At 57.4% G+C, this 24,941-nt stretch carries 25 protein-coding genes and 1 tRNA gene; 21 read left to right on the top strand and 5 right to left on the bottom strand.

Annotated elements, in window-relative coordinates; genetic code table 11:
• Nucleotides 1-30: 30 nt before the first annotated feature.
• Both E5180_RS06840 and der read left to right on the top strand, forming a co-directional pair.
• Nucleotides 31-1,407, top strand: a complete 1,377-nt coding sequence (locus E5180_RS06840; RefSeq protein ID WP_254700555.1) for a PQQ-like beta-propeller repeat protein — start codon at nucleotides 31-33, stop codon at nucleotides 1,405-1,407.
• A gap of 50 nt (nucleotides 1,408-1,457) precedes the next feature.
• Nucleotides 1,458-2,933: a ribosome biogenesis GTPase Der gene (der, locus tag E5180_RS06835; protein WP_138923716.1), complete on the top strand. Its 1,476-nt coding sequence runs from the start codon at nucleotides 1,458-1,460 to the stop codon at nucleotides 2,931-2,933.
• A gap of 72 nt (nucleotides 2,934-3,005) precedes the next feature.
• Here der and E5180_RS06830 read toward each other — a convergent pair whose 3' ends face one another.
• Nucleotides 3,006-3,713 carry a tryptophan-rich sensory protein gene (locus tag E5180_RS06830; RefSeq protein WP_138923715.1) on the bottom strand — a complete coding sequence of 236 codons (708 nt, stop codon included), beginning with the start codon at nucleotides 3,711-3,713 and terminating at the stop codon, nucleotides 3,006-3,008.
• 59 nt (nucleotides 3,714-3,772) lie between these two features.
• The gene (gene serS, locus E5180_RS06825) at nucleotides 3,773-5,065 is read right to left on the bottom strand and encodes a serine--tRNA ligase (RefSeq protein WP_138923714.1); all 1,293 of its coding nucleotides are present in this window, start codon (nucleotides 5,063-5,065) and stop codon (nucleotides 3,773-3,775) included.
• Nucleotides 5,066-5,331: 266 nt separating this feature from the next.
• Here serS and yajC point away from each other — a divergent pair, with 266 nt between their 5' ends.
• The 10 genes from yajC to E5180_RS06775 all read left to right on the top strand — a co-directional run bounded on the left by yajC (nucleotide 5,332) and on the right by E5180_RS06775 (nucleotide 12,403).
• Entirely contained in the window at nucleotides 5,332-5,610 is a 279-nt protein-coding gene (yajC, locus tag E5180_RS06820) for a preprotein translocase subunit YajC (protein ID WP_093733735.1), read from the top strand.
• A gap of 36 nt (nucleotides 5,611-5,646) precedes the next feature.
• Nucleotides 5,647-7,296, top strand: a complete 1,650-nt coding sequence (secD, locus tag E5180_RS06815) for a protein translocase subunit SecD (RefSeq protein WP_138923713.1) — start codon at nucleotides 5,647-5,649, stop codon at nucleotides 7,294-7,296.
• A gap of 12 nt (nucleotides 7,297-7,308) precedes the next feature.
• Nucleotides 7,309-8,277, top strand: a complete 969-nt coding sequence (gene secF, locus E5180_RS06810) for a protein translocase subunit SecF (RefSeq protein WP_138923712.1) — start codon at nucleotides 7,309-7,311, stop codon at nucleotides 8,275-8,277.
• A 168-nt stretch (nucleotides 8,278-8,445) separates the two neighbouring features.
• Nucleotides 8,446-8,799, top strand: a complete 354-nt coding sequence (locus tag E5180_RS06805; RefSeq protein WP_138923711.1) for an Mth938-like domain-containing protein — start codon at nucleotides 8,446-8,448, stop codon at nucleotides 8,797-8,799.
• Nucleotide 8,800: 1 nt separating this feature from the next.
• Complete coding sequence (ccmA, locus tag E5180_RS06800) at nucleotides 8,801-9,418, top strand: heme ABC exporter ATP-binding protein CcmA (protein WP_138923710.1); 618 nt, start codon at nucleotides 8,801-8,803, stop codon at nucleotides 9,416-9,418.
• Nucleotides 9,415-10,071, top strand: coding sequence for a heme exporter protein CcmB (ccmB, locus tag E5180_RS06795; protein ID WP_138923709.1), 657 nt, complete (start codon nucleotides 9,415-9,417; stop codon nucleotides 10,069-10,071). The genes ccmA and ccmB overlap by 4 nt, the downstream gene beginning before the upstream one ends.
• 52 nt (nucleotides 10,072-10,123) lie before the next feature.
• The gene (locus tag E5180_RS06790; RefSeq protein WP_138923708.1) at nucleotides 10,124-10,858 is read left to right on the top strand and encodes a heme ABC transporter permease; all 735 of its coding nucleotides are present in this window, start codon (nucleotides 10,124-10,126) and stop codon (nucleotides 10,856-10,858) included.
• Nucleotides 10,858-11,007: a heme exporter protein CcmD gene (ccmD, locus tag E5180_RS06785; protein WP_138923707.1), complete on the top strand. Its 150-nt coding sequence runs from the start codon at nucleotides 10,858-10,860 to the stop codon at nucleotides 11,005-11,007. The genes E5180_RS06790 and ccmD overlap by 1 nt, the downstream gene beginning before the upstream one ends.
• Nucleotides 11,000-11,539, top strand: coding sequence for a DsbE family thiol:disulfide interchange protein (locus E5180_RS06780; RefSeq protein WP_138923706.1), 540 nt, complete (start codon nucleotides 11,000-11,002; stop codon nucleotides 11,537-11,539). The genes ccmD and E5180_RS06780 overlap by 8 nt, the downstream gene beginning before the upstream one ends.
• A 141-nt stretch (nucleotides 11,540-11,680) precedes the next feature.
• Nucleotides 11,681-12,403, top strand: coding sequence for a heme-dependent oxidative N-demethylase family protein (locus tag E5180_RS06775; RefSeq protein ID WP_138923705.1), 723 nt, complete (start codon nucleotides 11,681-11,683; stop codon nucleotides 12,401-12,403).
• A gap of 173 nt (nucleotides 12,404-12,576) precedes the next feature.
• Here the strand turns inward: E5180_RS06775 and E5180_RS06770 are convergent, their stop codons facing one another.
• The 3 genes from E5180_RS06770 to E5180_RS06760 form a co-directional block, all read right to left on the bottom strand.
• Nucleotides 12,577-13,380 (bottom strand): lytic murein transglycosylase, encoded by an 804-nt coding sequence (locus tag E5180_RS06770; protein ID WP_138923704.1) that lies wholly within the window; start codon nucleotides 13,378-13,380, stop codon nucleotides 12,577-12,579.
• Nucleotides 13,381-13,529: 149 nt separating this feature from the next.
• Nucleotides 13,530-14,936: a type I glutamate--ammonia ligase gene (gene glnA, locus E5180_RS06765; protein ID WP_138923703.1), complete on the bottom strand. Its 1,407-nt coding sequence runs from the start codon at nucleotides 14,934-14,936 to the stop codon at nucleotides 13,530-13,532.
• Between the two features lie 36 nt (nucleotides 14,937-14,972).
• A complete protein-coding gene (locus E5180_RS06760; protein ID WP_093733747.1) occupies nucleotides 14,973-15,311 on the bottom strand; it encodes a P-II family nitrogen regulator in 339 nt (112 codons plus the stop codon).
• A 245-nt stretch (nucleotides 15,312-15,556) separates the two neighbouring features.
• Here E5180_RS06760 and E5180_RS06755 point away from each other — a divergent pair, with 245 nt between their 5' ends.
• From E5180_RS06755 to gmtX, 9 genes are all read left to right on the top strand, one after another.
• The gene (locus E5180_RS06755) at nucleotides 15,557-16,303 is read left to right on the top strand and encodes an NAD(P)H-hydrate dehydratase (RefSeq protein WP_254700554.1); all 747 of its coding nucleotides are present in this window, start codon (nucleotides 15,557-15,559) and stop codon (nucleotides 16,301-16,303) included.
• Nucleotides 16,304-16,599: 296 nt separating this feature from the next.
• Nucleotides 16,600-16,686: transfer RNA gene (locus E5180_RS06750), tRNA-Leu, on the top strand.
• 210 nt (nucleotides 16,687-16,896) lie between these two features.
• Nucleotides 16,897-18,372 (top strand): site-specific integrase, encoded by a 1,476-nt coding sequence (locus E5180_RS06745; protein WP_138923702.1) that lies wholly within the window; start codon nucleotides 16,897-16,899, stop codon nucleotides 18,370-18,372.
• Nucleotides 18,359-19,150, top strand: coding sequence for a hypothetical protein (locus tag E5180_RS06740; protein WP_171048914.1), 792 nt, complete (start codon nucleotides 18,359-18,361; stop codon nucleotides 19,148-19,150). Before E5180_RS06745 ends, E5180_RS06740 begins: the two co-directional genes overlap by 14 nt.
• 110 nt (nucleotides 19,151-19,260) lie before the next feature.
• Nucleotides 19,261-20,420 (top strand): IS3 family transposase gene (locus tag E5180_RS06735; RefSeq protein ID WP_138922942.1). Its coding sequence is split into 2 segments (ribosomal slippage): nucleotides 19,261-19,510 and nucleotides 19,510-20,420, totalling 1,161 coding nucleotides; the frame shifts between segments, so codons are not numbered across the junction.
• The gene (locus tag E5180_RS06730; RefSeq protein ID WP_138923700.1) at nucleotides 20,417-21,754 is read left to right on the top strand and encodes a site-specific integrase; all 1,338 of its coding nucleotides are present in this window, start codon (nucleotides 20,417-20,419) and stop codon (nucleotides 21,752-21,754) included. The genes E5180_RS06735 and E5180_RS06730 overlap by 4 nt, the downstream gene beginning before the upstream one ends.
• Nucleotides 21,744-22,190 (top strand): hypothetical protein, encoded by a 447-nt coding sequence (locus E5180_RS06725; RefSeq protein ID WP_138923699.1) that lies wholly within the window; start codon nucleotides 21,744-21,746, stop codon nucleotides 22,188-22,190. The genes E5180_RS06730 and E5180_RS06725 overlap by 11 nt, the downstream gene beginning before the upstream one ends.
• On the top strand, nucleotides 22,187-24,262 hold the full coding sequence (locus E5180_RS06720; protein ID WP_138923698.1) for an AAA family ATPase: 2,076 nt from the start codon (nucleotides 22,187-22,189) through the stop codon (nucleotides 24,260-24,262). Before E5180_RS06725 ends, E5180_RS06720 begins: the two co-directional genes overlap by 4 nt.
• Entirely contained in the window at nucleotides 24,255-24,914 is a 660-nt protein-coding gene (gene gmtX / locus E5180_RS06715; RefSeq protein ID WP_138923697.1) for a gamma-mobile-trio protein GmtX, read from the top strand. The genes E5180_RS06720 and gmtX overlap by 8 nt, the downstream gene beginning before the upstream one ends.
• Nucleotides 24,915-24,941 lie beyond the last annotated feature (27 nt).

Here is a 24,941-nt window from a genome sequence, read left to right as displayed (position 1 = left end):
ACGGACTTTAAGAGCAAAGCGAGCAGGGCCATGACCATTCTCCACAGCATCTTCACGAAACCCACGTCGACGCGCCGTGCCTCTCTTGGGATGGGGGCGGTGGTGGCATCGCTGCTGTTGTCGGCCTGCGCCGAACCAGAGGTGATCTTGCCCGGCGTGCGTCAGGATGTGCGGTCTGTGCTTCAAGGCAACGACGGGTTCACCGCACCCGCGGATCTGCCGGTGCCTGCCAACACAACGCGTGCGATCTCTTTGCCTGCCGCAACGGCCAACGCGAGCTGGTCGCAAAGCTCTGGCACCCCCAGCACGCGCGCAAGCCACCCCGCACTTGGTGCGGCGCCGCGGTTGGCGTGGTCGGCCGCCATCGGCAATGGCGACAGCCGCAAGCAACGCATCACCGCGACGCCTGTGGTGTCAGGCGGGCGCGTTTTTACCCTTGATTCCGGTGCGACAGTTACCGCGACTTCGGCGTCCGGCGCGACGCTCTGGACCCGCGATCTGACGCCGCAAAACGACGGCCAGGGCGATGCAACGGGCGGTGGCTTGGCGGTGGATGGTAACACGGTTTATATATCGCTCGGCTTTGGATCGGTCACCGCGCTGGACGTGGACAGCGGCGGCACGCGCTGGACGCAAGACATCGATGGCACCGGATCGGGTGCACCCACGGTCTTTGGCGATATGGTTTACTTTACCTCCGGTGATGACACCGGCTGGGCGCTGAACAAATCCGATGGCCGCGTGCAATGGCAAACCGGGTCGACCGCCAGCATCAGCAACGTGCTTGGTGCACCGGCCCCGGCCATCGGATCGCAGATTGCGGTTCTGGCCTTCGGCTCGGGCGAGGTGCAGGGGCTGTTCCGTCAAGGCGGCCTTGACCGCTGGAGCACATCTGTCGTGGGCAAGCGCCCCGGTCGCGCGTTGGCCAATGTCTCTGACGTGACCAGCGCACCGGTGATTTCCGGTGATACCGTTTACGTCGGCAACCAGTCGGGCCGTCTGGCCGCGCTGAGCCTTGGTGGTGGCGACCGTCAGTGGACCGCACGCGAAGGGGCGATCGGCCCTGTGTGGCCCGCAGGCGATAGCGTTTTCGTGGTGACGGACCTGAATGAACTGGTGCGTCTGGATGCCAGCACGGGCACGCGCATCTGGGGCACGCCGCTGCCGAATTTCGTCAAGGACAAGCCCAAGCGCCAGTCCGAGGTTTTCGGCAATTACGGTCCCATCATCGCCGGTGGCCGCGTGATCGTGGCGTCAAGCGATGGCAAGCTGCGCAGCTTTGATCCGACCAACGGGGCACTGGTCGCACAGGCCGATATTCCCGGTGGCGCGACCACTGCACCGGTCGTTGCTGGGGGCGTTCTGTACGTCGTATCCGCGAAAGGGCAATTGCACGCTTTCCGTTAGGCTGCAAATAGGCTAAGCGGCAGGCTTGATCTAGTCTTCGGAGCCGTTCCATGTCCTTCACCCTCGCCATTGTGGGCCGTCCCAACGTTGGGAAATCCACGCTGTTCAACCGTCTTGTCGGTAAAAAACTGGCGTTGGTCGATGATCAGCCCGGTGTGACGCGCGATCTGCGCGAAGGTGCTGCGCGGCTTGCTGACCTGCGATTCACAATTGTAGACACCGCCGGACTTGAAGAAGTCACCGACGACAGCTTGCAGGGGCGCATGCGCCGTCTGACCGAACGCGCTGTCGATATGGCAGATGTCTGCCTGTTCATGATCGACGCCCGCGTTGGGGTCACGCCGTCCGATCTGGTCTTCGCCGACATCCTGCGTAAGAAATCTGCGCATGTCATTCTTGCTGCCAATAAGGCCGAGGGCAGAGCCGCCGACGCCGGTGTGATCGAGGCGTATAGCCTTGGGCTGGGCGAACCCATTCGTATGTCTGCCGAACACGGCGAAGGGTTGAACGATCTCTACACCCATCTGATGCCGATCGCGGACAGTTTTGCAGAGCGCGCACAGACCGATGCGCCCGAAACTGACGTGGATCTGACCGAAGAAGAAGCCGAGCTGGGTGACGAAGACGCGCCAATGCCCGTACCGACTGACACAAAACCCCTTCAGGTTGCCGTCGTCGGGCGCCCGAACGCCGGCAAATCGACTTTGATTAACCAGATCATGGGCGAAGATCGCTTGCTGACTGGCCCCGAAGCAGGGATTACCCGCGATGCGATATCTCTACGCACCGTCTGGGACGGCGTCCCGATGCGGATTTTTGATACCGCCGGTATGCGTAAAAAAGCGAAAATTCAGGAAAAGCTGGAAAAGCTGAGCGTGAGCGATGGTCTGCGTGCCGTCAAATTTGCCGAAGTGGTGGTTGTTCTGCTCGATGCCGATATTCCGTTTGAACAGCAAGATTTGCGTATTGCAGACCTTGCCGAACGCGAGGGCCGCGCTGTGGTGATAGCGGTCAACAAATGGGATCTCGAGACGGACAAGCAAGGCAAGTTGAAAGACCTGCGCGAAAGCTTCGAACGTCTGTTGCCGCAGTTAAAAGGCGCACCGTTGGTGACTGTCTCGGCCAAAACCGGCCGGGGGTTGGACCGCTTGCAGCAAGCGATCATGCGCGCCTATGACGTCTGGAACCGCCGTATCACCACCGCGCAGCTGAACCGCTGGCTGGCGGGCATGATGGAGGCGCACCCGCCCCCCGCGCCCCAAGGCAAACGCATCAAGCTGCGCTATATGACCCAAGCCAAGACCCGTCCACCGGGGTTTGTGGTCATGTGTAGCCACCCCGATAAAGTGCCAGAAAGCTATAATCGCTATCTTGTCAACGGGTTACGGATCGACTTTGACATGCCGGGCACGCCCATCCGTCTGTGGATGCGCGGCCAGTCGGATGCCAACCCCTATAAAGGGCGCAAGAAGGCCAAGCCGTCGAAGTTGCGCAAACATACCGACGGACATCGCAAGGACCGGTAGGGTTTTCGAGAGATTAAAACAAAAGAACCGGCGCTTATCCCAAGCGACGGTTTTTTGCGTTCTAGACGCTGCTTAACCGCGTCGCCATGACCGATAGGTCGGCAGAATCAGCGCAATCGCGCCCCCCGCTGCCAGTGCAGCGACTGATGGTGCTGTCGCCATATTCGCCACGACCACTGCGACCAGCGCCCAAATCACGGCGATGCCATAAGTCGGCGCACGCATCAGCGAAGATTGCACCCCCGCCGCGATCACAATTGCTAACCCGACAAACACCAGCCCCGCGGTCGGGCCGCTCATCCAGCCATAGCCTGCCGCAAGAAGTCCCAGCGACACGCAGGATGCCGCACTCAGCCAGCCGGCATATAGACCCACAGGCAGGGCTGCAAAGCCGCGATCCTCGCGTGGGGATCGAAACAGCGCGTAAAGCGCGGAAACCAGCATCACCCAGATCAGCACCGACGCCCAGATGGGGCTTGCCACCGCGACCGCCAGCCAGAAACACCCCACAAACAGCGACAGAGCCAGCGGCAGGCGCATGTCGTGCCAGAGATAGTCATCGCGCCGCTTCCACAGGCCCCAGCCCATGCCGACGATCAGCCAGACATAGATTAGCCCCCAGATCGAAAACGCATAGCCCGCAGGCTGCACCGGCGGGTTGTCTTGGGGGATCGGGAATTGATCCGGCGAAAAGCCGTTAAAGCCGGACACGAAAAAAGGCGATACGGCAAAGCCGATCGCCAGCAGAAAGGTGATCAGGGCAATGAAGGGACGGGACATCGGGCTACCTTGCGTGAAGTTACTTTCGCGTGAGATAGCCCGAGTATGCCCGCATTCAATCAGCTAAGTGTGCCGTCGACGCCCAAAGTCGTTTTGCCGCCCAGATAGGGGGCCAGCACGTCGGGCAGCTTGACCGAACCATCTGCTTGCTGGCCGTTTTCCAGCACGGCGATCAGGCAGCGCCCGACGGCCAGACCAGACCCGTTCAGCGTGTGCACGAACTGCGGTTTGCCACCATCTGCGGGCTTGAACCGTGCATTCATCCGGCGGGCCTGGAAATCCCCCGTGGTCGAGACAGAGCTGATCTCGCGGTAGGCGTTCTGACCGGGCAGCCATGCCTCGATGTCAAAGGTGCGCCGCGCGCCAAAGCCCATGTCACCGGTGCACAGGATAACGGTACGGTAGGGCACGCCCAGACGTTCCAGCATGTCTTCGGCACAGCGTAGCATACGCTTTTGTTCGTCGTCCGACTGATCGGGGTGGGTGACCGACACCATCTCGACCTTCTCGAACTGGTGCTGGCGCAGCATACCCGAGGTGTCGCGGCCCGCACTGCCGGCCTCAGAGCGGAAGCACAGGGTGTGGGCGGTCATCCGGCGGGGCAGGGCGGCTTGGTCGAGCACATCCCCCGCCACCGAATAGGTCAGCGTCACTTCGGAGGTGGGGATTAACCACCAGCCGTTCGTGGTCTGATAGCTATCGTCGCCGAATTTGGGCAGTTTGTCGGTGCCGTACATCGCCTCGTCGCGTACCAGAACCGGCGTCATATATTCTGTCAGCCCGTTGTGATCGACATGGGTGTCGATCATGAACTGTGCCAGCGCGCGGTGTACCCGTGCCAAGGCTCCTTTCAGCATGACGAACCGCGCGCCGGAAGTTTTGGCGGCGGTTTCGAAATCCATTGACGCCGCGACGCTGGCAATCTCGAAATGCTCTTTCGCGGTAAAATCGAACTGCGGCACGTCGCCCCAGCGATTCACTTCGACATTGTCGGCCTCGTCCGCGCCGTCGGGTGCATCATCGGCGGGCAGGTTGGGGATGCGCGCCAGCATGTCGGTCAACTGCGCGTCGAGATCCTTGGCCTCTGCCTGCATGGCGGTCACTTCGGCTTTCTTGTCGCTGACCAATGTGCGCAGACGCTCAAATTCGGCCTCGTCGCCCTTGGCCTTGGCAGCGCCCACGAGCTTGGAGGCTTTGTTCTGGTCCGCTTGTGCGGTTTCAGCTGCTGAAATCTTGGCCCGCCGCGCCTCGTCCAGTGCCAATACCTGTGGACTCACAGGTGCGTCGCCGCGCCGTGCGAGGGCCGCGTCGAAGGCATCGGGGTTTTCGCGGATGGCTTTGATGTCGTGCATGGGCTGTTCCTTTGTCGTCCGAGTCGCATGATCTGCGTTGCGCGCGTTATGCCCGATTGTGGATCGCGGTGCCAGATGTGGTTGCGCCAAGAGGGGGCAAACGGGCCTTGGATGCTTGCGCAAACAGGTAATTGCGCAGTGCGACACCGGACAGCGTTATTTCCCCCGGAACCCGCCTTGCAATGCCCTGCGTCTGAACATAGGTTCCGCCAAACTTAGACGGCAGGCCGTTTGCGGCATGCGCCCAACACAAAGGACGACCTTCCATGGAAGCCATTCAACAATTCGTACCCCTGATCTTGATCTTCGCGATCATGTATTTTCTGCTCATCCGCCCGCAGCAGAAGAAGGTCAAAGAACATAAAGCCATGGTAGAAGGCCTGCGTCGCGGCGATCAAGTGGTCACCGCTGGCGGTCTGATCGGCAAAGTTGTCAAAGTCAAAGATGACGGCGAGCTTGAAGTCGAATTGGCGGAAAACGTCAAAGTACGTGTCGTGCAGTCGACCGTCGCCACCGTTGTCTCCAAGACCGAACCAGCCAAGTAAGCGCCCCTGAGGGCGTGTCCAGAAAAGGGCAGTACCATGCTTCAGATTGATCTGTGGAAACGGGTGTTGATCATCCTCACCTGTGCCGCTGGCCTGTGGCTGGCGCTGCCCAATGCGTTCTACGGTCCCGTTGAACAGCACAATGATGCGGTGAAGGCGATTAACGTCGCTGGATCCACCCCCGAGCTAGAAGCGCAAAAAGCGCTCTGGCCCGAATGGATGCCGGAACGACTGGTAAATCTGGGCCTCGATCTGCGCGGCGGTGCCCATCTGTTGGCTGAAGTGAACGTCGAAGACGTTTACGCCAACCGGATGGAGGCCGCCTGGCCAGAAGTCCGCGATGCGTTGCGGTCGATCACGCCGGTCCGCCGTGTAGAAGCCCCCACGGGCGAGTTGCGCGTGCGCATCAATGACGGCTCTGTCATGGCACAAGCGCTTGAAGCGACCCGCGCACTGGCGCGGCCGGTGCAGTCGCTGACCGTCACCGGACAGAATGACATCGTGGTAAACGGTACCAACGACATCATCACCATCACCCTGACCGACGCCGAAAAGCAGGCGACGGATGAACGCACCATGCAGCAATCGCTGGAAATCATTCGCCGCCGTATCGACGAAGTCGGCACCCGCGAACCAACGATCCAGCGTCAGGGGTCGGACCGTATTTTGATTCAGGTGCCGGGTATCGGTTCAGCCGCCGAGCTGAAGGCGATCATCGGCACCACCGCGCAGCTGACCTTTAACCCTGTGGTCAACCGCGGCGCGAATGAAAACGCTGCACCGGGTCTGGGCAATTCCCTGTTGCCTGATGCCGAAGCGCCCGGCACTTTCTATATTGTCGAAACCGCCCCCGTGGTGACCGGCGAACAGCTGGTCGATGCGCAGCCCAGCTTTGACCAGAACGGCCGCCCCGCTGTCAGCTTCCGCTTTGACACGACGGGTGCGCGCAAGTTTGGCACCTACACGGCCGAAAACATCGGCGCGCCTTTTGCCATCGTGCTGGATGACGAAGTCATCAGCGCGCCCACCATCCAGAGCGCGATCCCCGGCGGGTCGGGGATCATCACCGGCAACTTCTCGGTCGAGGAATCGACCAATCTGGCCGTCTTGCTGCGGGCAGGGGCCTTGCCTGCCGGTTTGACCTTCGTCGAAGAACGCACCATTGGGCCGGAACTGGGCCAAGACAGCATTGACGCGGGCAAGATCGCGACCAGCGTCGCCTTTGCCGCGGTGCTGTTCTTTATGTGGGCCAGCTACGGGCTGTTCGGTCTGTTCGCCAATATCGCGTTGATCGTCAACGTGGGTATGATCTTTGGCCTGCTGAGCCTGATCGGCGCGACGTTGACCTTGCCCGGTATTGCGGGGATCGTTTTGACCGTGGGTATGGCGGTGGATGCCAACGTGCTGATCTTTGAACGCATCCGCGAAGAGCTGAAGACCGCCAAAGGACCGGCCCGCGCCATCAGCCTTGGCTATGAACGCGCGCTCAGCGCCATTCTGGACGCCAACATTACGACCTTCATCATTGCGACAATACTCTTTGTGCTTGGCTCTGGCCCTGTGCGCGGGTTCGCGGTGACGCTGGGGCTTGGCATCATCACGTCGGTCTTTACGGCATATTTCGTCACACGTCTGATCGTGGTGTTCTGGTTTGAACGTCGCCGTCCCAAGACAATCACGGTATAGGAACCTCACGTCATGCGTCTGAGACTGATCCCCGACGATACGAATATCGACTTTTTCAAACATGCCAAACTGACCTTTGGTGCGTCCTGTGTGGCGGTGCTGCTGGCCTTGGCCGTGTGGTTCACCATGGGCCTGAACTATGGCATCGACTTCCGAGGCGGTACGACCCTTCGCACGCAAAGTGACGCCGCCGTAGACATCGCGGCCTACCGCGAGGCGCTTGCACCGCTCGAGCTTGGCGATGTGTCCATCTCGGAGGTATTCGACCCCGCGAGCGACAGCACCAAACACGTCGCCATGGTACGCATCCAGTCGCAAGAAGGCGAAGAGGCCGCATCCCCCGAGATGATCCAGAACGTCGAGCAAGCGCTGCAGACTGTTGCCCCCAATATCATCTTTACCTCGGTTGAATCCGTTGGCCCCAAAGTATCGGGCGAGCTGATCCAGACGGCGTTTCTGGCGGTTGCCGCGTCGCTTGGCGCGATCCTGATCTACATCTGGCTGAGGTTTGAATGGCAGTTTTCGGTCGGCGCTGTGGCGGCACTGTTCCACGATGTTGTGTTGACCATCGGCGTGTTTTCGATCTTGCAAATCCGCTTTGACCTGCCGGTGATTGCGGCGATCCTGACCATCATCGGGTATTCGATCAACGATACAGTCGTGATCTTTGACCGGCTGCGTGAAAACCTGCGCAAGTACAAGAAACGCGACCTGCGTGAGATCATGAACCTTAGCGTCAACGAAACCCTGAGCCGGACCTTGATGACATCGGGCACGACCTTGCTGGCGTTGATCGCGCTGCTTGTTCTGGGCGGTGATGTGATCCGTGGCTTTGTATTCGCGATCACATGGGGCGTTGTCGTGGGGACGTATTCTTCGGTCTACGTCGCCAAGAACGTTGTGTTGTTCTTGGGCGTCAAACGCGACTGGTCCAAGAAAGACGGCAACAACACGGGCCAATACGCCAACATCGACGCGTAAAGCGTTTTCTGCCAGCGGGGGTGTTCCTCGCGCTGGCAGCGCAGCCCGCGCCACTATCCGGCGCGACGTCACGCCTTTGCGCGACCGCCCCGTTCCACCGCCAGTTAACCTGTATTCTGCGCGCTGGATCGGCTATGATGGCGCAGCCCCTGTCCAAAGGAGAACATCATGCGTTTGAACGAGGTCGTGTATTCTGATGCCAAACCCGTCGAAGGCTATGGCCCCGGCTTCTTTCGTATCGGTGGCGAGGTGTTTAACGGGCCGGTGATCGCAGGGGCCTCCGGCGTGTCGCCTTGGGCCGGCTTTGACGACCATGCGCCGCTGTTGGCGTTGGCGGGCAAGATCGACATTCTCTTCATCGGTACGGGCCCCGAGATCACCCATATCCCCGCCGACCTGCGCAGCGTATTGGAAGACGCAGGTATCGGCGTCGACGTCATGTCGTCCCCCGCAGCGGCGCGCACCTATAACGTCTTGCTGAGCGAAGGCCGTCGCATCGCCTTGGCCCTGATCCCTGTCTGACATGACCTTGCGTGTCTCCGAGCTTGCGGTTGCGCGCGGTGGCGTGCCTGTGCTGGACGGGGTCACTTTTACGGTAGCGCCGGGAACGGCCCTGATCCTGCGCGGGCCAAACGGCGCAGGCAAGACGACGCTTCTGCGCTGCATCGCGGGGCTGCAGCCGCCCTTGTCCGGCCGCATCGACGGTGCCGAAGAAACCATCGCCTATGCGGGCCATGCCGACGGGCTGAAAGCCATGCTCAGCGTGCGCGAAAACCTTGAATTCTGGGCGCAGGTTTTTGGTCAACACGATATCGCGCCAGCCCTGATCGCCTATGACCTTGAAGCGCTGCAAAATCGTCTGGCGGGCACCCTTTCGGCGGGGCAAAAACGTCGTCTGGGTCTGGCACGTCTGATGGTAACGGGGCGGCCCGTCTGGGTGCTGGACGAACCGACCGTGTCGCTGGATGTCGCCGCCGTTGGGCTATTCGCCTCTGCCGTGACGGCGCATCTGGCAGGCGGGGGTATGGCGCTGATCGCGACCCATATTAATCTTGGTCTAGATGCGCAAACCTTTGACATCACGCCCTTTCGCGCCAAGCTGTCACAGCGCAGCGGTGCCAGCGACGAGGCTTTCCTATGATCGCCCTGCTGCGCCGTGACCTGATGCTTGCCTTTCGGGCGGGCGGGGGCTTTGGCCTAGGATTGGCGTTTTTTCTGATCGTGACGGTTCTGGTGCCATTCTCGGTTGGGCCGCAATCTGACCTGCTGGCAACCATTGCGCCTGGCGTCCTGTGGTTGGGGGCGTTGCTGGCCTGTTTGCTGTCGCTCGACCGCCTCCTTGCGTTGGATTTCGAGGACGGCACGCTGGATCTTCTGGCTACAGCCCCGCTCCCGCTTGAGGCCGCGCTGAGTATCAAGGCGCTGTCCCACTGGCTGACCACTGGGTTGCCGCTGGTGCTGGCCGCCCCGCTGCTGGGGGTGATGCTGAACCTCGCGCCGTCGGGCTATCTGTGGCTGGTGGCATCTTTGGGTCTGGGCACGCCCGCGCTTTCCGTAATCGGGGCCTTCGGTGCGGCGCTGACCGTCGGGATCAAACGCGGGGGCCTGTTGATGTCGCTGTTGGTGCTGCCGCTTTATGTGCCGACGCTCATTTTCGGCGCAGAGGCCGCGCGCCGTGGCGCAATGGGGCTGGACGCCACAACCCCGCTGATGCTGCTCGCAGGTATTACCTTTGGCACCATCGCGCTGATGCCGTTTGCCTCTGCCGCGGTTTTGCGGATGACCTTAAGGTGAGTGCGCGCTTTTGACCATTGAGTGCCAATTAACGGAGCGATAGAACCCCGCCATGTCTTTATGGGAATACGCCAATCCGGTGAAATTTTTGGGCCTCTCGGCCCGTGTGCAACCCTTTGTCTGGGGGGGCGCTGCCTTATGTCTGGCGGTTGGCCTGCTTTGGGGGTTCTTCGCCACGCCCGATGACTACCGGCAGGGATCAACGGTCAAGATTATCTATCTGCATGTGCCCGCTGCGCTGATGGCGATCAATGCGTGGTTCATGATGCTGGTCGCATCGCTGATCTGGCTGATCCGCCGGCACCACGTCAGCGCGCTTGCGGCCAAAGCCGCAGCACCCGTAGGCATTGTTATGACCGTGATCGCGCTGATCACCGGCGCGATCTGGGGCCAGCCGATGTGGGGCACGTGGTGGGCGTGGGATCCGCGGCTGACGTCCTTTCTGATCCTGTTCCTGTTCTATCTTGGCTATATCGCCCTGTGGGAGGCCGTCGAAGACCCCGACACCGCGGCGGACCTGACGGCAGTGCTCTGTCTGGTGGGGTCGGTCTTTGCGGTGCTGTCGCGCTATGCGGTCAAGTTCTGGAATCAGGGTCTGCATCAAGGCACCTCTGTCCCGCTGGCGACCGGCGGGCGCACCGTGTCGGATGTTTTTTTCTACCCGTTGCTGATCAGCATGATCGGCTTTGGCCTGCTGTTTCTGGCACTGGTGCTGTACCGGACAGGAACCGAAATCCGCCTGCGCCGCGCCCGTGCGTTGCTGGCCCGCAGTGAAAGAGGGGCATGATGCCAGACCTTGGAAAATACGCCGCCGAAGTCCTTGCGGCCTATGGCGTGTCGCTGCTGCTGCTGGCAGGGCTCGTGGTGCTTAGCCTGCGCAAGGGGCGCAAGGCCCGCGCCACACTGGCCGAAGTAGAGGCACGTAAACATGGGTAAAATCTCTCCGCTGATGATCGCGCCACCGCTGGTGTTTGCAGGCTTCGTGGCACTTGCCGCCTTTGGTATGTTCCGCGCCGATCCCGAGGGGTTGCCCTCTACGCTGGTCGGGCAAATGGCCCCCGCGCTGCCGGAAAAACCGCTCGAAGGGTTTCCTGCCGCCGCGCCGGACGTGCTGACCAATGGCGAGGTGACGTTGGTGAATTTTTGGGCCAGCTGGTGCCCGCCGTGCCGCGCAGAGCACCCGCAGTTGCTGGATATGCAAGCCCAGGGGCTGTCGATCATCGGGGTCAATTTCAAAGACCTCGTTGGTGCCGCGTCCAGTTACCTGACCGACGATGGCAACCCGTTCGAGGGCGTTGCGTTTGATCCGCAGGGCCGTACCGCGATCAACTGGGGCGTCACTGCCCCGCCAGAGACCTTTATCATCGCAGGCGATGGCACGGTCTTGTTCCGCTATGCGGGCCCTCTGGTGGGGAGCGATTATGAACAACGCTTCCTGCCCGCGCTGCAAGACGCGCTCGGGAACTGACGCCCGCTTCCAAATGGGGGTAAATCCTCGCCGAAGGCACGGTGAATATCCGCGCAGTGGGTCTGGGGCGCGCCGCGCTTTGATCCTGCCCCGTGTCGCCCACTGACCAAACCTGATCCACCTATCTGACAGGGAGAGCCCATGCCCGTGATACTGCAAACCAGACTGCCGGAATCGCAAACCGGCACACCGGGGCTGCCAGGCACGGGGCCCTGCGGGGCAGAGGATTGGCTGCTGATGGACGAAGCCTATGCCCCGCAGATGGCGTATCGCGAGGCGCTGCTGGCAGAGCGGCCCGAAGCGGTCTTCTACCAAAGCGAGGCAGCAAAGCCCGCCGCGTCCGAACTGCTGGAAAACGCGCTCGCGTTGCTGCCGCGCTTTGGCTTTGGGATCGACACAAAGGCTGTGGTTTGCCCCGATGGGCGCAAGGTCACGCTGGACCGTTCACAACCGCTCTGGACGCTGGCACATCTGGTGCAGGAAGACGTTTGCATTCTGCAAAAGCGTGGCGATGAACATGTGCTCACCGCAGCGGCGCTGTGCTTTCCGGCGAACTGGCGGTTGGCGGACAAGATAGAACAGCCGTTGACCGCTATTCACACCCCGGTCGCGGAATACGACGCCGATATTGCGCGGCGCGTACAACGTCTGTTTGACGGGGTGCGGGCAGGGCGACCTTTGTGGCGCTTTAACAAGCTGCGCTATGCCGATGCGGATCTTCACCAGCCCCGCCGCCGCGAGACGGGCAGTGACATGCCCTTTACCCGATCAGAGCGGCAGGGTATCCTGCGCCTCCCCGAAAGCGACGCGGTAGTCTTTACCATCCACACGTATGTGGTGCGTGACGGGGACAAGGCTGCCTGAGAAGGGGCAAAGCAGGGATGCGGCCAGTGAGCGGATGTGGACGACATTTGCCGTGGGATGGGGCCGAAAGGGCAGGATGCCTTCGGCGAGGATATTTTGCCATTTGGAATTAAAACGCGCGCCTTAAGTAAAAGGCGCGCGCGTTGGTGTGTCGGTATAGGATCGGGCGGGGATTAGCCGTCGATGCGGGCTGCCATGATGGCGATGGCCTTTTGATAGACGCCAGCCGCGTTCCATTGTTTGATTACGTTAAAGTTGGTCTGGCCTTCTTGGTAGCCCGCACCGGGTTGCCAGCCTTTTTGGCGCAGGAAATTCGCCGTGGAGGCCAGTGCATCGGTCTGGTTGTAGAAATCGACACGGCCATCACCGTTGCCATCCACGCCGTAGCGCAGAGCATTGCCAGGCAGGAATTGTGTGTGCCCGAGCTCTCCGTGTTTGGCCCCTTTAGTGCTGCCACTGATCGCGCCGGTATCGACCAGTTTGAGGGCACCGATGGCGTGGGGGGCGAAAAAGTCTGAGCGACGGCAGTCGTATGTCAGCGTCGTAATCGCCGAGACAACCGAGGTATCGCCCATGAATCCGCCAAAGGCCGTTTCCATGCCGTGGATCGCGATGATCACCCCGGCAGGCACCCCATAGCGTGCTTCGAGAGACTGGTAGAAGCCTGCGTCACGGGATTTGCGTTTGCGACCTTGGGCGACGATTGTATCGGCACCGCGCACCTGCATGAATTTATCCAGCGAGTAGTTAAAGGATTTCTGGTTGCGGTCAGCGGCGATGGTGCTGCTGGCATAGCGCGCATTGGCCAGCGCATCGAGGCCACGTTGACCAACCCCTGCGGCCGCGGCCTCTTTGGCGAAGGCGGGCTTCCAGGCCTCAAAGCCCCCTGCGTTGTTGCCACATTGGGCCGCAGCAACGGGGGCAGCAAAGCCCATGGACAGCAGAAGAGCAGTGGCAAGTCGTTGGGTGGGGCGCATAAAAGTACCTCTGGCTAAATTTGACTTCGGCTGACTCTAGCTCAGGTGCGGCGAACTTCAAATAAGAAGCAGCTTTGAAAGCGAAAGGGCGCCCCATTGGGACGCCCTTAACTGGTATTTAGGTCCACCCCTGAGGGTGGGCGACGGGTTTAGCAGCTGTAGTACATGCCAAATTCAACCGGGTGAGGTGTTTGGTCGTACTTGAGAACTTCTTCCATCTTCAGGTCGATATAGCCCTGGATCTGGTCTTTGGTGAAGACGTCACCGGCCAGCAGGTAATCCATATCCGATTGCAGTTCGTCCAGCGCTTCGCGCAGGGAGCTGGATACGGTTGGGATATCGGCCAGTTCTTCGGCGGGCAGATCATAGAGGTTTTTGTCCATGGCTTCACCTGGATCGATCTTGTTCTTGATCCCGTCAAGGCCGGCCATCAGCAGGGCTGCAAAGCACAGGTAGGGGTTGGCTGCCGGATCGGGGAAGCGGGCCTCTACGCGTTTTGCTTTGGGGGATTCTGTCCATGGGATACGGACACAGCCCGAACGGTTGCGTGCGGAATAGGCGCGCAGAACGGGGGCTTCGAAACCGGGGATCAAACGCTTGTAGCTGTTCGTCGTCGGGTTGGTGAAGGCGTTCAGCGATTTGGCGTGGGACAGGATGCCGCCGATGAAATACAGCGCTTCTTGGCTGAGGTCAGCGTATTTGTCGCCTGCGAACAGAGGCTTGCCATCTTTCCAGATCGACATGTTCACGTGCATGCCAGAGCCGTTGTCCCCATAGATCGGCTTGGGCATGAAGGTTGCGGATTTACCATAGGCGTGGGCGACGTTGTGCACCACGTATTTGTATTTCTGCATCTCGTCAGCTTGCGTGGTCAGCGTGCCAAAGATCAGGCCCAGTTCGTGCTGGCAGGACGCCACTTCGTGGTGGTGCTTGTCGACCTTCATGCCCAGACGTTTCATCGTCGACAGCATTTCGGCGCGCAGGTCCTGTGCTTCGTCAACGGGGTTCACGGGGAAGTAGCCGCCCTTGAGCCCAGGCCGGTGGCCCATGTTGCCCATCTCGTAGTCGGTGTCGGAGTTCCAAGACGCGTCGGATGCGTCAACTTCGTAGGATACCTTGTTGATCGTGTTCGAGAATTTGACATTGTCGAACAGGAAGAATTCAGCTTCCGGACCCATATAGGCCACATCACCGATGCCGGAGGACTTCAGATAAGCCTCGGCTTTTTGCGCGGTACCACGGGGGTCGCGCTCGTATGGTTCATTGGTGTCAGGCTCGACAATCGAGCAGTGCACGCAGATGGTTTTTTCAGCGTAGAACGGATCAACATAGGCCGTGTCTGTATCCAGCATCAGCTTCATGTCGGATGCTTCGATGCTTTTCCAGCCCGCGATCGAAGAGCCGTCAAACATAAAGCCTTCTTCGATAAAGTCTTCGTCGACCAAATCGGAAACGATTGTCACGTGCTGCAACGTACCGCGTGTGTCGGTAAAGCGGACATCAACATATTCGATGTCTTCGTCTTTGATCTTCTTCAGGAAGTCCTTGGTGCTCATTGGATGATATCCTTTTCTTGAATCTCAGAAATTCGATTAAAGCGCGTCTGATCCGGTTTCACCGGTACGGATGCGGATTGTTTGTTCGATGGGGCTGACGAAAATCTTGCCGTCGCCGATCTTTTCGGTTTTCGCCGCGTTGACGATGGCTTCGATAGCACCGTCGACCTGATCGTCGTCCAAAACGATTTCGATTTTCACTTTGGGCAGAAAATCGACGACATATTCAGCGCCACGATACAGTTCAGTATGGCCTTTCTGACGACCGAAGCCTTTGACTTCGATAACGCTAAGGCCCTGAACGCCAACCTCTTGGAGCGCCTCCTTGACTTCATCAAGCTTGAACGGCTTGATTACAGCTTCGATCTTTTTCATCTGAGGCCTCCCTGCCAGACGGGTGATTTTCGTTCTACATCGGTGTCATCTCACCGTGCGAGCCGACGGTCTACCAGACGCGCGGCGAAGTCCACCGAAAGAGGCGAAAATTTGTGCGTATCGCCTGATTTATGTGCGGTACGATTAAAAATAAGTCAGTTTGAAAATCGACCTGCGGTTGGGCTTGGATGTCGCGCGCGCAGATGGTCTATCTTGACGCCAATGACCGACCGGAAAGGGGCCCAATGCAGCCGATTGCCATCACCTCTGAGACGCTAAATTTTGACCTGCTGGCCAAGGGGCAGGGGCACAAGTTCGATCACGGGCATGCGGTTGTCATGACAGGCGGTGCCGGGCGCACCGGGGCCGCACGTCTTTCTGGTCGCGCGGCTTTACGTATCGGGGCGGGGCTGGTCACCTTGGCTGTCCCTCCGGCTGCGCAGATGGAAGTGGCGATGCAAATCACCGCGTTAATGCTGTCCCGTGTCGCCGGCCCCGAGGAGCTGGCAGAGCTGGCGTCGGATAAGCGCATCGGCGCGATCTGTATCGGGCCGGGGCTGGGGTTGAAGCCGGCGCAGGCGGCGTTGGTCAAAGCGGTGCTGGATAGCGGCAAGCCCTGCGTGCTGGACGCCGACGCGCTGACCCTGATCGCGCAGGACCCCGAGCTGTGGAAACGTTTGGGCCCGCACTGTGTGCTGACACCCCATGGCGGCGAATTTAAACGTCTGTTCAAGGGGCTAACGGATGACGATGCCACCAAGGTCCAACAGTGTTTGACAGCTGCGCAAAAGGCGGGGGCCGTGGTGCTATACAAAGGGGCCATGACCGTCATCGCACATCCGGACGGACGTGTTGCCACCCATGACAGCACCGCAGATCGCGCTGCCCCGTGGTTGGCCACAGCCGGCGCGGGCGACGTGCTGTCAGGGATGATCACCGGGCTGCTCGCGCGCGGGTTTGCCCCGTTCGAGGCCGCGCAATATGCAACGTGACTGCATGTAGAAGCCGCGCGCCGCTTTGGTCCGGGGCTGATCGCCGAAGATCTGATCGAAGAGATTCCCCATGTCTTTGCGGCGCTAAACCTCTAGCGTCTCACAGTCATCACTGTGCAGGACAAAAACCTTGCGCCGTGGGCGTTTTTCCCTCTCGCCACTGGCAGATATCTTTGATACTGAACGCGCAATGCGGGTGTGGCGGAATTGGTAGACGCACCAGATTTAGGTTCTGGCGCCTATGGCGTGGGGGTTCATATAGGGGGCTGAAGAAGCTACTTTCTAACCCTATCAGTGGGGGCATGGCGGAATTGGTAGACGCGCTGGATTTAGGTTCCAGTTGGATAACACCAGTGAGAGTTCGAGTCTCTCTGTCCCCACCACTAACTTTCTGTAAATAAGGCAAACTTTCTAGAATATGACCGTTGGGGGCGCGAGCGGCCCGACGTTGTTCGAGTGCGTTTTGGCGGGTCGCGACATCCAATCGTAGGTCCGAGCCCTTTCCGGCCAAAAGTTAGAAACAATGAAGGGCTTTACACAATGTAGGTGGTAGACTACTTTCTACTCCAATTAGGGGTAGAAGGTGGATCAAAATGTCACGTCCGATCACTTACCACCTCATTCGTTCCATGCCGTCGCCGCTGATGGCATCAGAACACGTCCCATTGGTTATAGTTTCTAAACAAGACGGCTTCTTTTTAAGGGAAGCGCATGCATTCTTCCATGATGAGCGATACAGCGACAGGAGCCATAGTTGGCGTTTAGCTGCGGCAAAGACTATTGGCCTGTTCTTTGATTTTTTTAAAGCATCAGAAATTGAGGATTTTGGCGGTGCAACTAACCAGCATATGCTGGTCCGAAACTTCCTTCTCGCCGTATCAAGAGGGACGATATTAAGGGATGGCGAGGACCCGACAGGGCTGCGCTGGAAGCCATCGAGTCCCGATAGATACGCGGTCAGGAAATCCTATTTACGGCAGTTCCTTGAAGCCCTTCAGGATTTTAGCGACGAAGGAACGATCATACCAACACGGTTCTGTCAGGTGGCAATCAGCTCAAGAGCGCGTGAATATCAAAGGGCGAGATCGCTTCTCTACCATCTCGGCACACCAAGAACGTACTCTGGCAAACCCAATGACAGCCGCAGATCCCTTGGCGTTCAGCATAAGAAGCGTGGTTTTGACCAAGAGGCACTTTTGAAACTACTGCAAGTCGGGTGCCGACGTAGTAGATCAATACCTGCCTTCTACGACAGGACGGGTAAACCGACGCTCGCCAGCGAATTCAATTTGAACCTGCTCATGGCTGTAATTCTAATGGTTGGCGGTGGGCTCAGGCAGTCTGAACTTTTCCATATATTTCTCGATGATATTCGCCCCAATGTTATATGGATGTACCATCCAGAGTATGGAAAAGATCGAAGGGGCCGAATGAGATCGGATTACCTCCGGGAGGAATTCGGTCTACTTCCCAGGAACCGGATAACTGGAACTCAACGCGCAGGTTGGAAGCGCTTTCTGATTACCGATGATCAACGAATGCGCTCACGACTATTTCTGCTGCCTTATTGGCACGAGCTATTCTATAAAGTGTTCTATGAATATAGGCGGCATATTTACCCAAGTAATCCAGCGCACCCATATTTATTCGTATCTACGGATACGCGATACTACGGAAGGCCATGGTCCATTCAAGGCCTCAAAGATGCGTTCCGAGCGGCGATGAATAAGACAGGCATGGAGCCGTCGAAGTTCGAAGATACTAACATACATGCTTTCCGGCACAGTTATGGCCAAAATCTCGTATCTATGGGCCTATCGCCTCTCTACGTTAAGGAGGCGATGCACCACCTTAGTATAGAAAGTCAGCAAGTATATACTCGGCCGAGTGATGAAACTGTAAATACGCACTTGCAAGAGGCAGCTGCACGAATGTGGGCCATGAAAGACGGCAATTACTCAAATCTGCCCGCGTTAGAAGCTCCGGATCTGATTGGGGGTAGATACATAAGTGATCCGGCTGGAATATTTACACCGCAAGGCTTGGGGAGGAACCGTGACCGAATATAAACATGTAACCGTCAACGTAGAAAAAATTGGGAACGCAAAGGTTAACCTGAGCAAGTCACGCCTATTTGTGGACGAGACCGCCTATGGTTGGTCCCGAGCCAATGAACTGGTGAGATATGACCTTCATCAAGTAGATGACAGGTCTTTCTATAAGACTGCATCCCGACTCTTCCTGTGGGATAACTATTTCCACGCCGCTCACAGGGTAAAAACTTCCCATTTTTGGGAGAAGATGCTGGATGACCTATCGGATGTTGACAGCCTAGATATCCACGATGAAACCAAAACCGTCATTCGGAAGACACTATTCGAAGTTATCCGGCACTACCTGAATGCCGACTGCCTTCTGCTTCCAATGGTAAAGCCAAGGAGTGAAGAGGCTCCCGCATGGCATGCCGGTTTGAAGCCCAAAATTACTGGCCACCCATATGAAAAGTTCTTTGAATGGTTTAAAGCGACCTGCAATAGCAAAAACAAGTTAAAGACCGCAGGCGCTAGGTATAGGTTCATCTTTTCAAGCGTTCGCGTTCCTGACTTCGATGCTTATACTGAAGAAGTAGATGAGTGCATCTCCGTTGGCTTCAAAAAGGCAGGTTTAGCCCGTAACGAATTGTGGGATTGCAGAAGGTTTCTCCAAGAGCTCGCCTCCAAATGTCCGGTCGATAGCGGACGTAAACCGTTCACTACTCACCTTAGCTCCAGTAGTTACCTGCGTCGACAACCGTCGTCGACTGTTTTCCGCGAAGACGTGGAAGTCATGACCCCATTCTCACGATGAGGACACACGTCGATGCAGGACTGAAGGTGCTCGGTATTGAGCATGACCTGCCCCCCGAAACTTCCCTCAGTTTAATGTAGAGTTTGCTCAACCTTCGAAGGAGCAAACAGATGCGACAGAGCCGTTTTACTGAAGCCCAAATTATCGGAATGATCAAAGAACAGGAAGCTGGCATGCCGACGGCAGAGGTGTGCCGCAGGCATGGCTTGAGTCCCGCGTCGTTCTACAAGTTCAAAGCCAAATATGGTGGCATGAACGTTTCTGATACTCATCGCCTTAGATCGCTGGAGGATGAGAACGCCAAGCTGAAGCGCCTTCTGGCGGACACGATGTTGGACAATGTTGTGTTGAAGGATTTGCTGGGAAAGAACTGACGACACCGAATGTGCGACGGGCCGCAGCACGCAAGGCAATGCGAGACCATGATATCTCGCAGCGCCGGGCGTGCAGGCTTGTCGGTGTCGATCCCAAGACCGTCCGGCGCGATCAGTCACCGGATAATCCAGAAGTTCGCGAAGAGATGAAAGCGATTGCCAGCAAGCGACGGCGCTTTGGCTACCGCCGGATCGGTGTGCTGCTGGAACGCAAGGGAAGGATCATGAACCACAAGAAACTGTATCGCCTTTATACTGAAGAAAAGCTGGGCGTTAGACGGCGCAGGGGCCGCAAGCGTGCGCGTGGCTCGCGGACACCAATGCCGGTTGCTTTGCGTCCTGGCGAGCGTTGGTCCTTAGATTTTGTGTCGGATACGTTCGGCGCGTCACGCAAGTTCCGCATGCTGGCTGTAAACGACGATTGTTGCCGCGAGAACCTCTGCTTGGTGGCTGACACCAGCATCTCGGGCGCTCGTGTCGCGCGGGAACTTGACGCGCTTGTCCGTATTTATGGAAAGCCTGCCTGCATTGTCAGTGATAACGGCACGGAGTTTACCAGTCGTGCGATCCTAAAATGGGCCGGTGATAACGACGTTGATTGGCATTACATCGACCCCGGCAAACCCCAGCAGAATGGCTTCATAGAAAGCTTCAATGGCAGCCTGCGCGACGAGCTGTTGAATGAGGAAATCTTCGATACGTTGGATGACGCCCGTCGCAAGCTGGCACTCTGGCGATACGACTACAACAACGTCAGGCCGCACTCATCGCTTGGGAACCAAACACCGGCAGAAGCTCGTCGAGCGCTTGAGCAATTTGAGGGCTCCGCGCAAGACGCGCTTGCCCAAACTGACGACGAAGAATATGAAACCCAGACCCGCAAACTCTCGTTATGAATGAGGGAGCCTCGGGGGGCAGGTCAGATGTTTTCAAGGGGTCTCGCCGATGGGATCTTCCAACTAGGGATGCCATCAACAAGCTGTGGTTGCGTCTGTTGCAGGAAATACAGACGCGTTTGGAGGCCGAGGGCGCGCCAGTTCAGCTTGTTTGGGAGGATGAAAGCGGAAAACTCCGAACGGAATTTACACTTCATTCGCTTCGCGTAAGTAACATTACCCACTTTATTGAAGCCGGTGTTCCACTTCATGTACTTGCGGAATTCCTCTCCGGCCACCAAACATTGGTAATGACTCTTTACTACACCAAGCTCGGACCGAGAAAAATCCACGAGGTGATCGCTGAGGCATCGCGAAATCTTATTGAGGCTGATGAGGATGAATTCTTTGATCGCCTTACCGAAATGTCCAGTGAATTGCTTAACGAACAAGTAATTGGGAAAAGCGATGGATTAGCGCGACTTCCCGATGGAGATCCGGGCCTCTGGCACGTCGATGTCGATGGCTTTTGCACGGCGGGGAAAAGCTCGTGCAATGAGGGGCTTGAGCGGATTGATCTTGAGACTGGCATCGCTTCCTATGAGCCCATCTATCCTGATGGTTTCAACTGCGCATTGTGCCGCTTCCACGTTACCGGGCCTGCTTTCCTCGCTGGTCAGGTTACCGTTGCAAATACCCTTTTTTATGCGATTCGCGAAAGGAGTGAGCAACAGGACAAGCTCTTCCAAATGGCTACGGAAGCGCGAAATAGAGGGAATAACAGAGACGCTCGCAGGGCTCAGGACCAACTCGATAAAGTGGAAATCGAGCTGGAGGAGCGCATTGCTGCGCTTGGAGCCCGGATCGGCAATATCTACGCCAGCCTCGACATTATGAATGACCAAGACGAAAGTGGCTCTGAGAAGGCTGCTTTGATCACAAAACTTGAAGCGCCGGAGATAGAGGCTCGGCTGACTGAGGCATCGAACTTCGAAGGGATCGAGTGGGCATCGCAAACTGTCGAATTTTTTCCGCAAATTCCGGATTCTGGCGCAAGGTTCCGCAAAGGCATTCTACTTGAACGAATGGCCCAGAAAAACGGTTGCAAGCCCCTTCTGCTACACCTTTCCGAAGAGGAGATGCATCGAGCCAGCAATCGGCTGACATCGCTCATGACCGAGTTCTACGGGCAACAGGATACTGCCGACCTGATCTCCGGAAAACTCAACCTCGAACAGATTGGAGGCATGACCAAATTCGAGACGCTGGTCGGCAAGGCAATCGAGCTAAGCACATCTGAAGCGACACAGTTGGCGTCATCTGCACCAATGATCGGAACGGAACGTGAGCAATAAGGGTAAAAGCACTGCGCAAAAGAAGCTTGAAGCAGTGGAAAAGCTGCGGGCCTGGGTGCGTGAGAAGATTGAGACTGGCACACTCGGCCAATACATTAGGTACGGCAGATTGAATCGAACCGAGATCGCAGCGGAGCTTGGAATAGCGCGCTCAACGCTGTCTTCGACAAACGATCTAGCCCGCGCTGAACTCGAAAAGATCGAAGCCGAGTTTATTCAAACGGGCATTCTCAAAGGTCGAATCAGCGATGGTGAGCACAAATTGGAACCCGGCGCATTCGAATTCCTACTAGCGAGTAAGGAACGGGAATTAAAGGCTTTGCGTGAACGGCTCGCGATGAAAACGGCTGAAAACGAGGAACTCAAGAAGAAGCTGTCTTCCAGCAAAAACTTGCTCGATGACATCATTCCTTCTGGTCGTCGGGTCTGTCTATGAGCTTCTCAGGCGCAAAGTTTTGTGTTCGGAGCCGCGCTGCCTTCGCCCCAATTGAAGGGAACGGCGCGGGCGCAGTGTCAATGGGGGAGGTGCGGCCCGCAGCGAAGCGAGGACCCGGCCCCATTGATGCTGAGACTGGGCTGTTCCAATTGGGGGGCGGAGAAGGCAAGCGGAACCAAACGCAAAACGGTTTTGTGTTTGGTGAGCGTTTGTTTGAGCAGAGTTCAAAGGCAAACATCGTGCGTTTCTTGGCTGAGGAACCGACGTTCACTGGTATTGGAAACGTGCGGGCTTCAAAGCTTGTAGATCGTTTCGGTGCCGGTTTGCTTACGGTGATCAAGGTTCGAGATCCCGCCGTTTTCGAGGTTCTTCCGGAAGGCGTAGCAATTGTCCTTTTCGAAAACTTCTGGGAGGCGGCCGCCGGTGCAGAATTGGCGATGTATCTCGACGCGCTTGGCATTAGCGGGAGGCTTGGGAAGAAGATCGTCGGGGCTTGGGGGCAGCTGGGTGCCGAAAAGCTCCGTAAGAACCCATACCTTCTGGTAAGCTGGGTTCCCTGGGATGAGCTTGACCAAATTGGCAGGCGAATTGGAATTCCGAGTGAGGATCCTCAGCGCCTTTGCGCAGCCTGCGAGCATGTTTTGTATTCCCGTCTTAACAAAGGCCACACTTGGACGTCGTTGAAAGAAGCTAAGAAGCATCTCTCCGCATTCGTTGGTGAGAGGAACGCAGCGCCCGCGATTGACGCATGCTTGGATAATCACGGAGCTGTTCTCAACGCGGACGGCCTACAGCCGCTCGGTGGGGCGATTATGGAGCGTTTCATTATCCGCCAAGCGCTCCATGCCGGTTCCGACCAGAAGGACATGTTCTCAAACCGAAGACTGTCGGAGAGCGAGTTTGACCGCCAGCTCAGGGAAATTGAGGCCGAGCAGGGCTTTAGCTTCACACAAATGCAGCTCAGAGCAATTAGGAGCGCCCTGGAGGGGCATTTCAACATTTTAGCGGGATATGCTGGCAGCGGTAAGACAAGCGTCTTAAGGGCGATTTGCGCGCTTGCTGAGGCGCGTGGCCTCAAAACCCACTTAATGGCGCTCTCGGGGCGAGCAGCAAAGCGTATGACTGAAGCGACAGGCTATAGGTCCTGCACCATCGCACGGTTCTTAAGAGGCCAGCGAGGCAGTGAACTCGAGCCCGCGAACTTAGTGTTGGTCGATGAGGCCTCCATGGTGGACTTGTCTGACCTATATCGCATCCTGCGTATATCCATGAACGCTCGCATTTGCCTAGTGGGTGATCCAGCGCAATTGCCACCTATCGGTTTTGGAGCACCATTCGCTGACCTGGCGATCCTCCCAAGGGTAAGAAAAGTCGTACTGGATGAAGTCTATCGGCAAGACGAAACCACTGGTATCCCGGCAATTGCCAAGAACATCCGAAGCGGTATTCCGGATGTGTTGGAGGTTTATTCAGGTTTGAAGGATGGTGTGCAATACCTCCATGCCGATGAAGTAGAGGCACCTGAGGTTATTTACAGTATTGGAAGGGCGTTTGCTCAAGCAGGGTGCGACCGGAACGATGTTCAGATAATTGCCCCGGTCAAACGCGGAGCTGGCGGTGTCAATAATATCAATAGGTTCATGTCGGGCCTGAAACCAAATCGTAAGTTCATGACGGGCAGCGATACTGTCAGAGTCGGTGATCCGATTGTCTATTTACGCAATGATCCGCAGAAGGATCTGAGAAATGGTTCGCTTGGCCGACTAATTAGCCCGGAATTAGCGGAATTCGACGGAAGCGAGGTGCATGTCGACGAAAGCGACATCAAAAATATCGATCTGGCTTGCTGCCTGACTGTGCATAAAAGCCAAGGAAGCCAGTGGGATAGGGTGATCGTCCCATTGTTCAATGCTGGTCATAGTTCCTTCGTCGAGAGAAGCTTGATCTACACGGCAGTAACTCGCGCGGCTAAGCAGGTAGTGATCGTCGGCGACTATGAGGCCTACGTTTTAGCGGTGCGGTCGGTAACCGCCGCAAACAAACGACAGTCGGGAATAAAAGCGGATGGGTGATTTTAGGAAGCAACGCGCTATCGCATCTGAGCTTAAGCAGAGCGCGTCTCCGCGTCGCGTAAAAGCAGTTGATAATATTGTAGTCGCGTGTGAGGCGCTGACAAAAGAAGATGCAAAAATTACGTATGCGTTTGTCGCGGAAAAGATCGACACACTCGGTTTGAAAGGTGGGCCAAAGGCGCAATCAATCTATAATAACGCCGATCTGAAAACGCTCATCAACTCGTACATCGATACGGTTCCTTCGAAAGCGGATGCGCGCGGCAAGACCAAGGCAGCCTCTTCGGACGAGGAAGAGCTACTGGAAGCCCTATCTACTCCTAGGCTAAAGAGCATGTTCCGGGACGTCCTCGCGGAGCGAGACAAAGCAAAGGCTCAGATGCGTATATTGGACGGATTCGTGACGAAAATTAAGAACTCCAATAGATACCTCGGTGTCGAGGACGTTGCAGTTCCAGCAGTAAATCATCCGTCGGATGAAGAGGTCGCAATCGTCGAGGAATTCTTTACCATTCTCTACGACTATGGGTTCGACCTTGTGGATGGAGAAGTCGTCAAAGGAAGTAAACCAACGGGGTCGCGGAAGTTCGTGGACCTGCTTAGACGGAAGGGCTTGTTTTCCGGTGAAAACCTTCGTCAGAATAAGTTCTAACTAGGATCGCCCGCAGATCAGGGGGCA

The sequence above is a fragment of the Sulfitobacter sp. BSw21498 genome, assembly GCF_006064855.1.
Taxonomy (GTDB): domain Bacteria; phylum Pseudomonadota; class Alphaproteobacteria; order Rhodobacterales; family Rhodobacteraceae; genus Sulfitobacter.
This window is presented reverse-complemented; position numbering and strand designations above follow the sequence as displayed.

Excerpts from the sequence above, each read along its gene's own strand:
- E5180_RS06730 (WP_138923700.1), top strand. The coding sequence starts at position 20,417 with ATGAATGAGGGAGCCTCGGGGGGCAGGTCAGATGTTTTCAAGGGGTCT.
- secF (WP_138923712.1), top strand. The coding sequence starts at position 7,309 with ATGCGTCTGAGACTGATCCCCGACGATACGAATATCGACTTTTTCAAA.
- E5180_RS06805 (WP_138923711.1), top strand. The coding sequence starts at position 8,446 with ATGCGTTTGAACGAGGTCGTGTATTCTGATGCCAAACCCGTCGAAGGC.
- ccmB (WP_138923709.1), top strand. The coding sequence starts at position 9,415 with ATGATCGCCCTGCTGCGCCGTGACCTGATGCTTGCCTTTCGGGCGGGC.
- E5180_RS06840 (WP_254700555.1), top strand. The coding sequence starts at position 31 with ATGACCATTCTCCACAGCATCTTCACGAAACCCACGTCGACGCGCCGT.
- yajC (WP_093733735.1), top strand. The coding sequence starts at position 5,332 with ATGGAAGCCATTCAACAATTCGTACCCCTGATCTTGATCTTCGCGATC.
- E5180_RS06745 (WP_138923702.1), top strand. The coding sequence starts at position 16,897 with ATGTCACGTCCGATCACTTACCACCTCATTCGTTCCATGCCGTCGCCG.
- E5180_RS06790 (WP_138923708.1), top strand. The coding sequence starts at position 10,124 with ATGTCTTTATGGGAATACGCCAATCCGGTGAAATTTTTGGGCCTCTCG.
- E5180_RS06830 (WP_138923715.1), bottom strand. The coding sequence starts at position 3,713 with ATGTCCCGTCCCTTCATTGCCCTGATCACCTTTCTGCTGGCGATCGGC.
- secD (WP_138923713.1), top strand. The coding sequence starts at position 5,647 with ATGCTTCAGATTGATCTGTGGAAACGGGTGTTGATCATCCTCACCTGT.
- ccmD (WP_138923707.1), top strand. The coding sequence starts at position 10,858 with ATGCCAGACCTTGGAAAATACGCCGCCGAAGTCCTTGCGGCCTATGGC.
- E5180_RS06760 (WP_093733747.1), bottom strand. The coding sequence starts at position 15,311 with ATGAAAAAGATCGAAGCTGTAATCAAGCCGTTCAAGCTTGATGAAGTC.
- E5180_RS06780 (WP_138923706.1), top strand. The coding sequence starts at position 11,000 with ATGGGTAAAATCTCTCCGCTGATGATCGCGCCACCGCTGGTGTTTGCA.
- E5180_RS06755 (WP_254700554.1), top strand. The coding sequence starts at position 15,557 with ATGCAGCCGATTGCCATCACCTCTGAGACGCTAAATTTTGACCTGCTG.
- der (WP_138923716.1), top strand. The coding sequence starts at position 1,458 with ATGTCCTTCACCCTCGCCATTGTGGGCCGTCCCAACGTTGGGAAATCC.
- glnA (WP_138923703.1), bottom strand. The coding sequence starts at position 14,936 with ATGAGCACCAAGGACTTCCTGAAGAAGATCAAAGACGAAGACATCGAA.
- ccmA (WP_138923710.1), top strand. The coding sequence starts at position 8,801 with ATGACCTTGCGTGTCTCCGAGCTTGCGGTTGCGCGCGGTGGCGTGCCT.
- serS (WP_138923714.1), bottom strand. The coding sequence starts at position 5,065 with ATGCACGACATCAAAGCCATCCGCGAAAACCCCGATGCCTTCGACGCG.
- gmtX (WP_138923697.1), top strand. The coding sequence starts at position 24,255 with ATGGGTGATTTTAGGAAGCAACGCGCTATCGCATCTGAGCTTAAGCAG.
- E5180_RS06720 (WP_138923698.1), top strand. The coding sequence starts at position 22,187 with ATGAGCTTCTCAGGCGCAAAGTTTTGTGTTCGGAGCCGCGCTGCCTTC.
- E5180_RS06770 (WP_138923704.1), bottom strand. The coding sequence starts at position 13,380 with ATGCGCCCCACCCAACGACTTGCCACTGCTCTTCTGCTGTCCATGGGC.
- E5180_RS06775 (WP_138923705.1), top strand. The coding sequence starts at position 11,681 with ATGCCCGTGATACTGCAAACCAGACTGCCGGAATCGCAAACCGGCACA.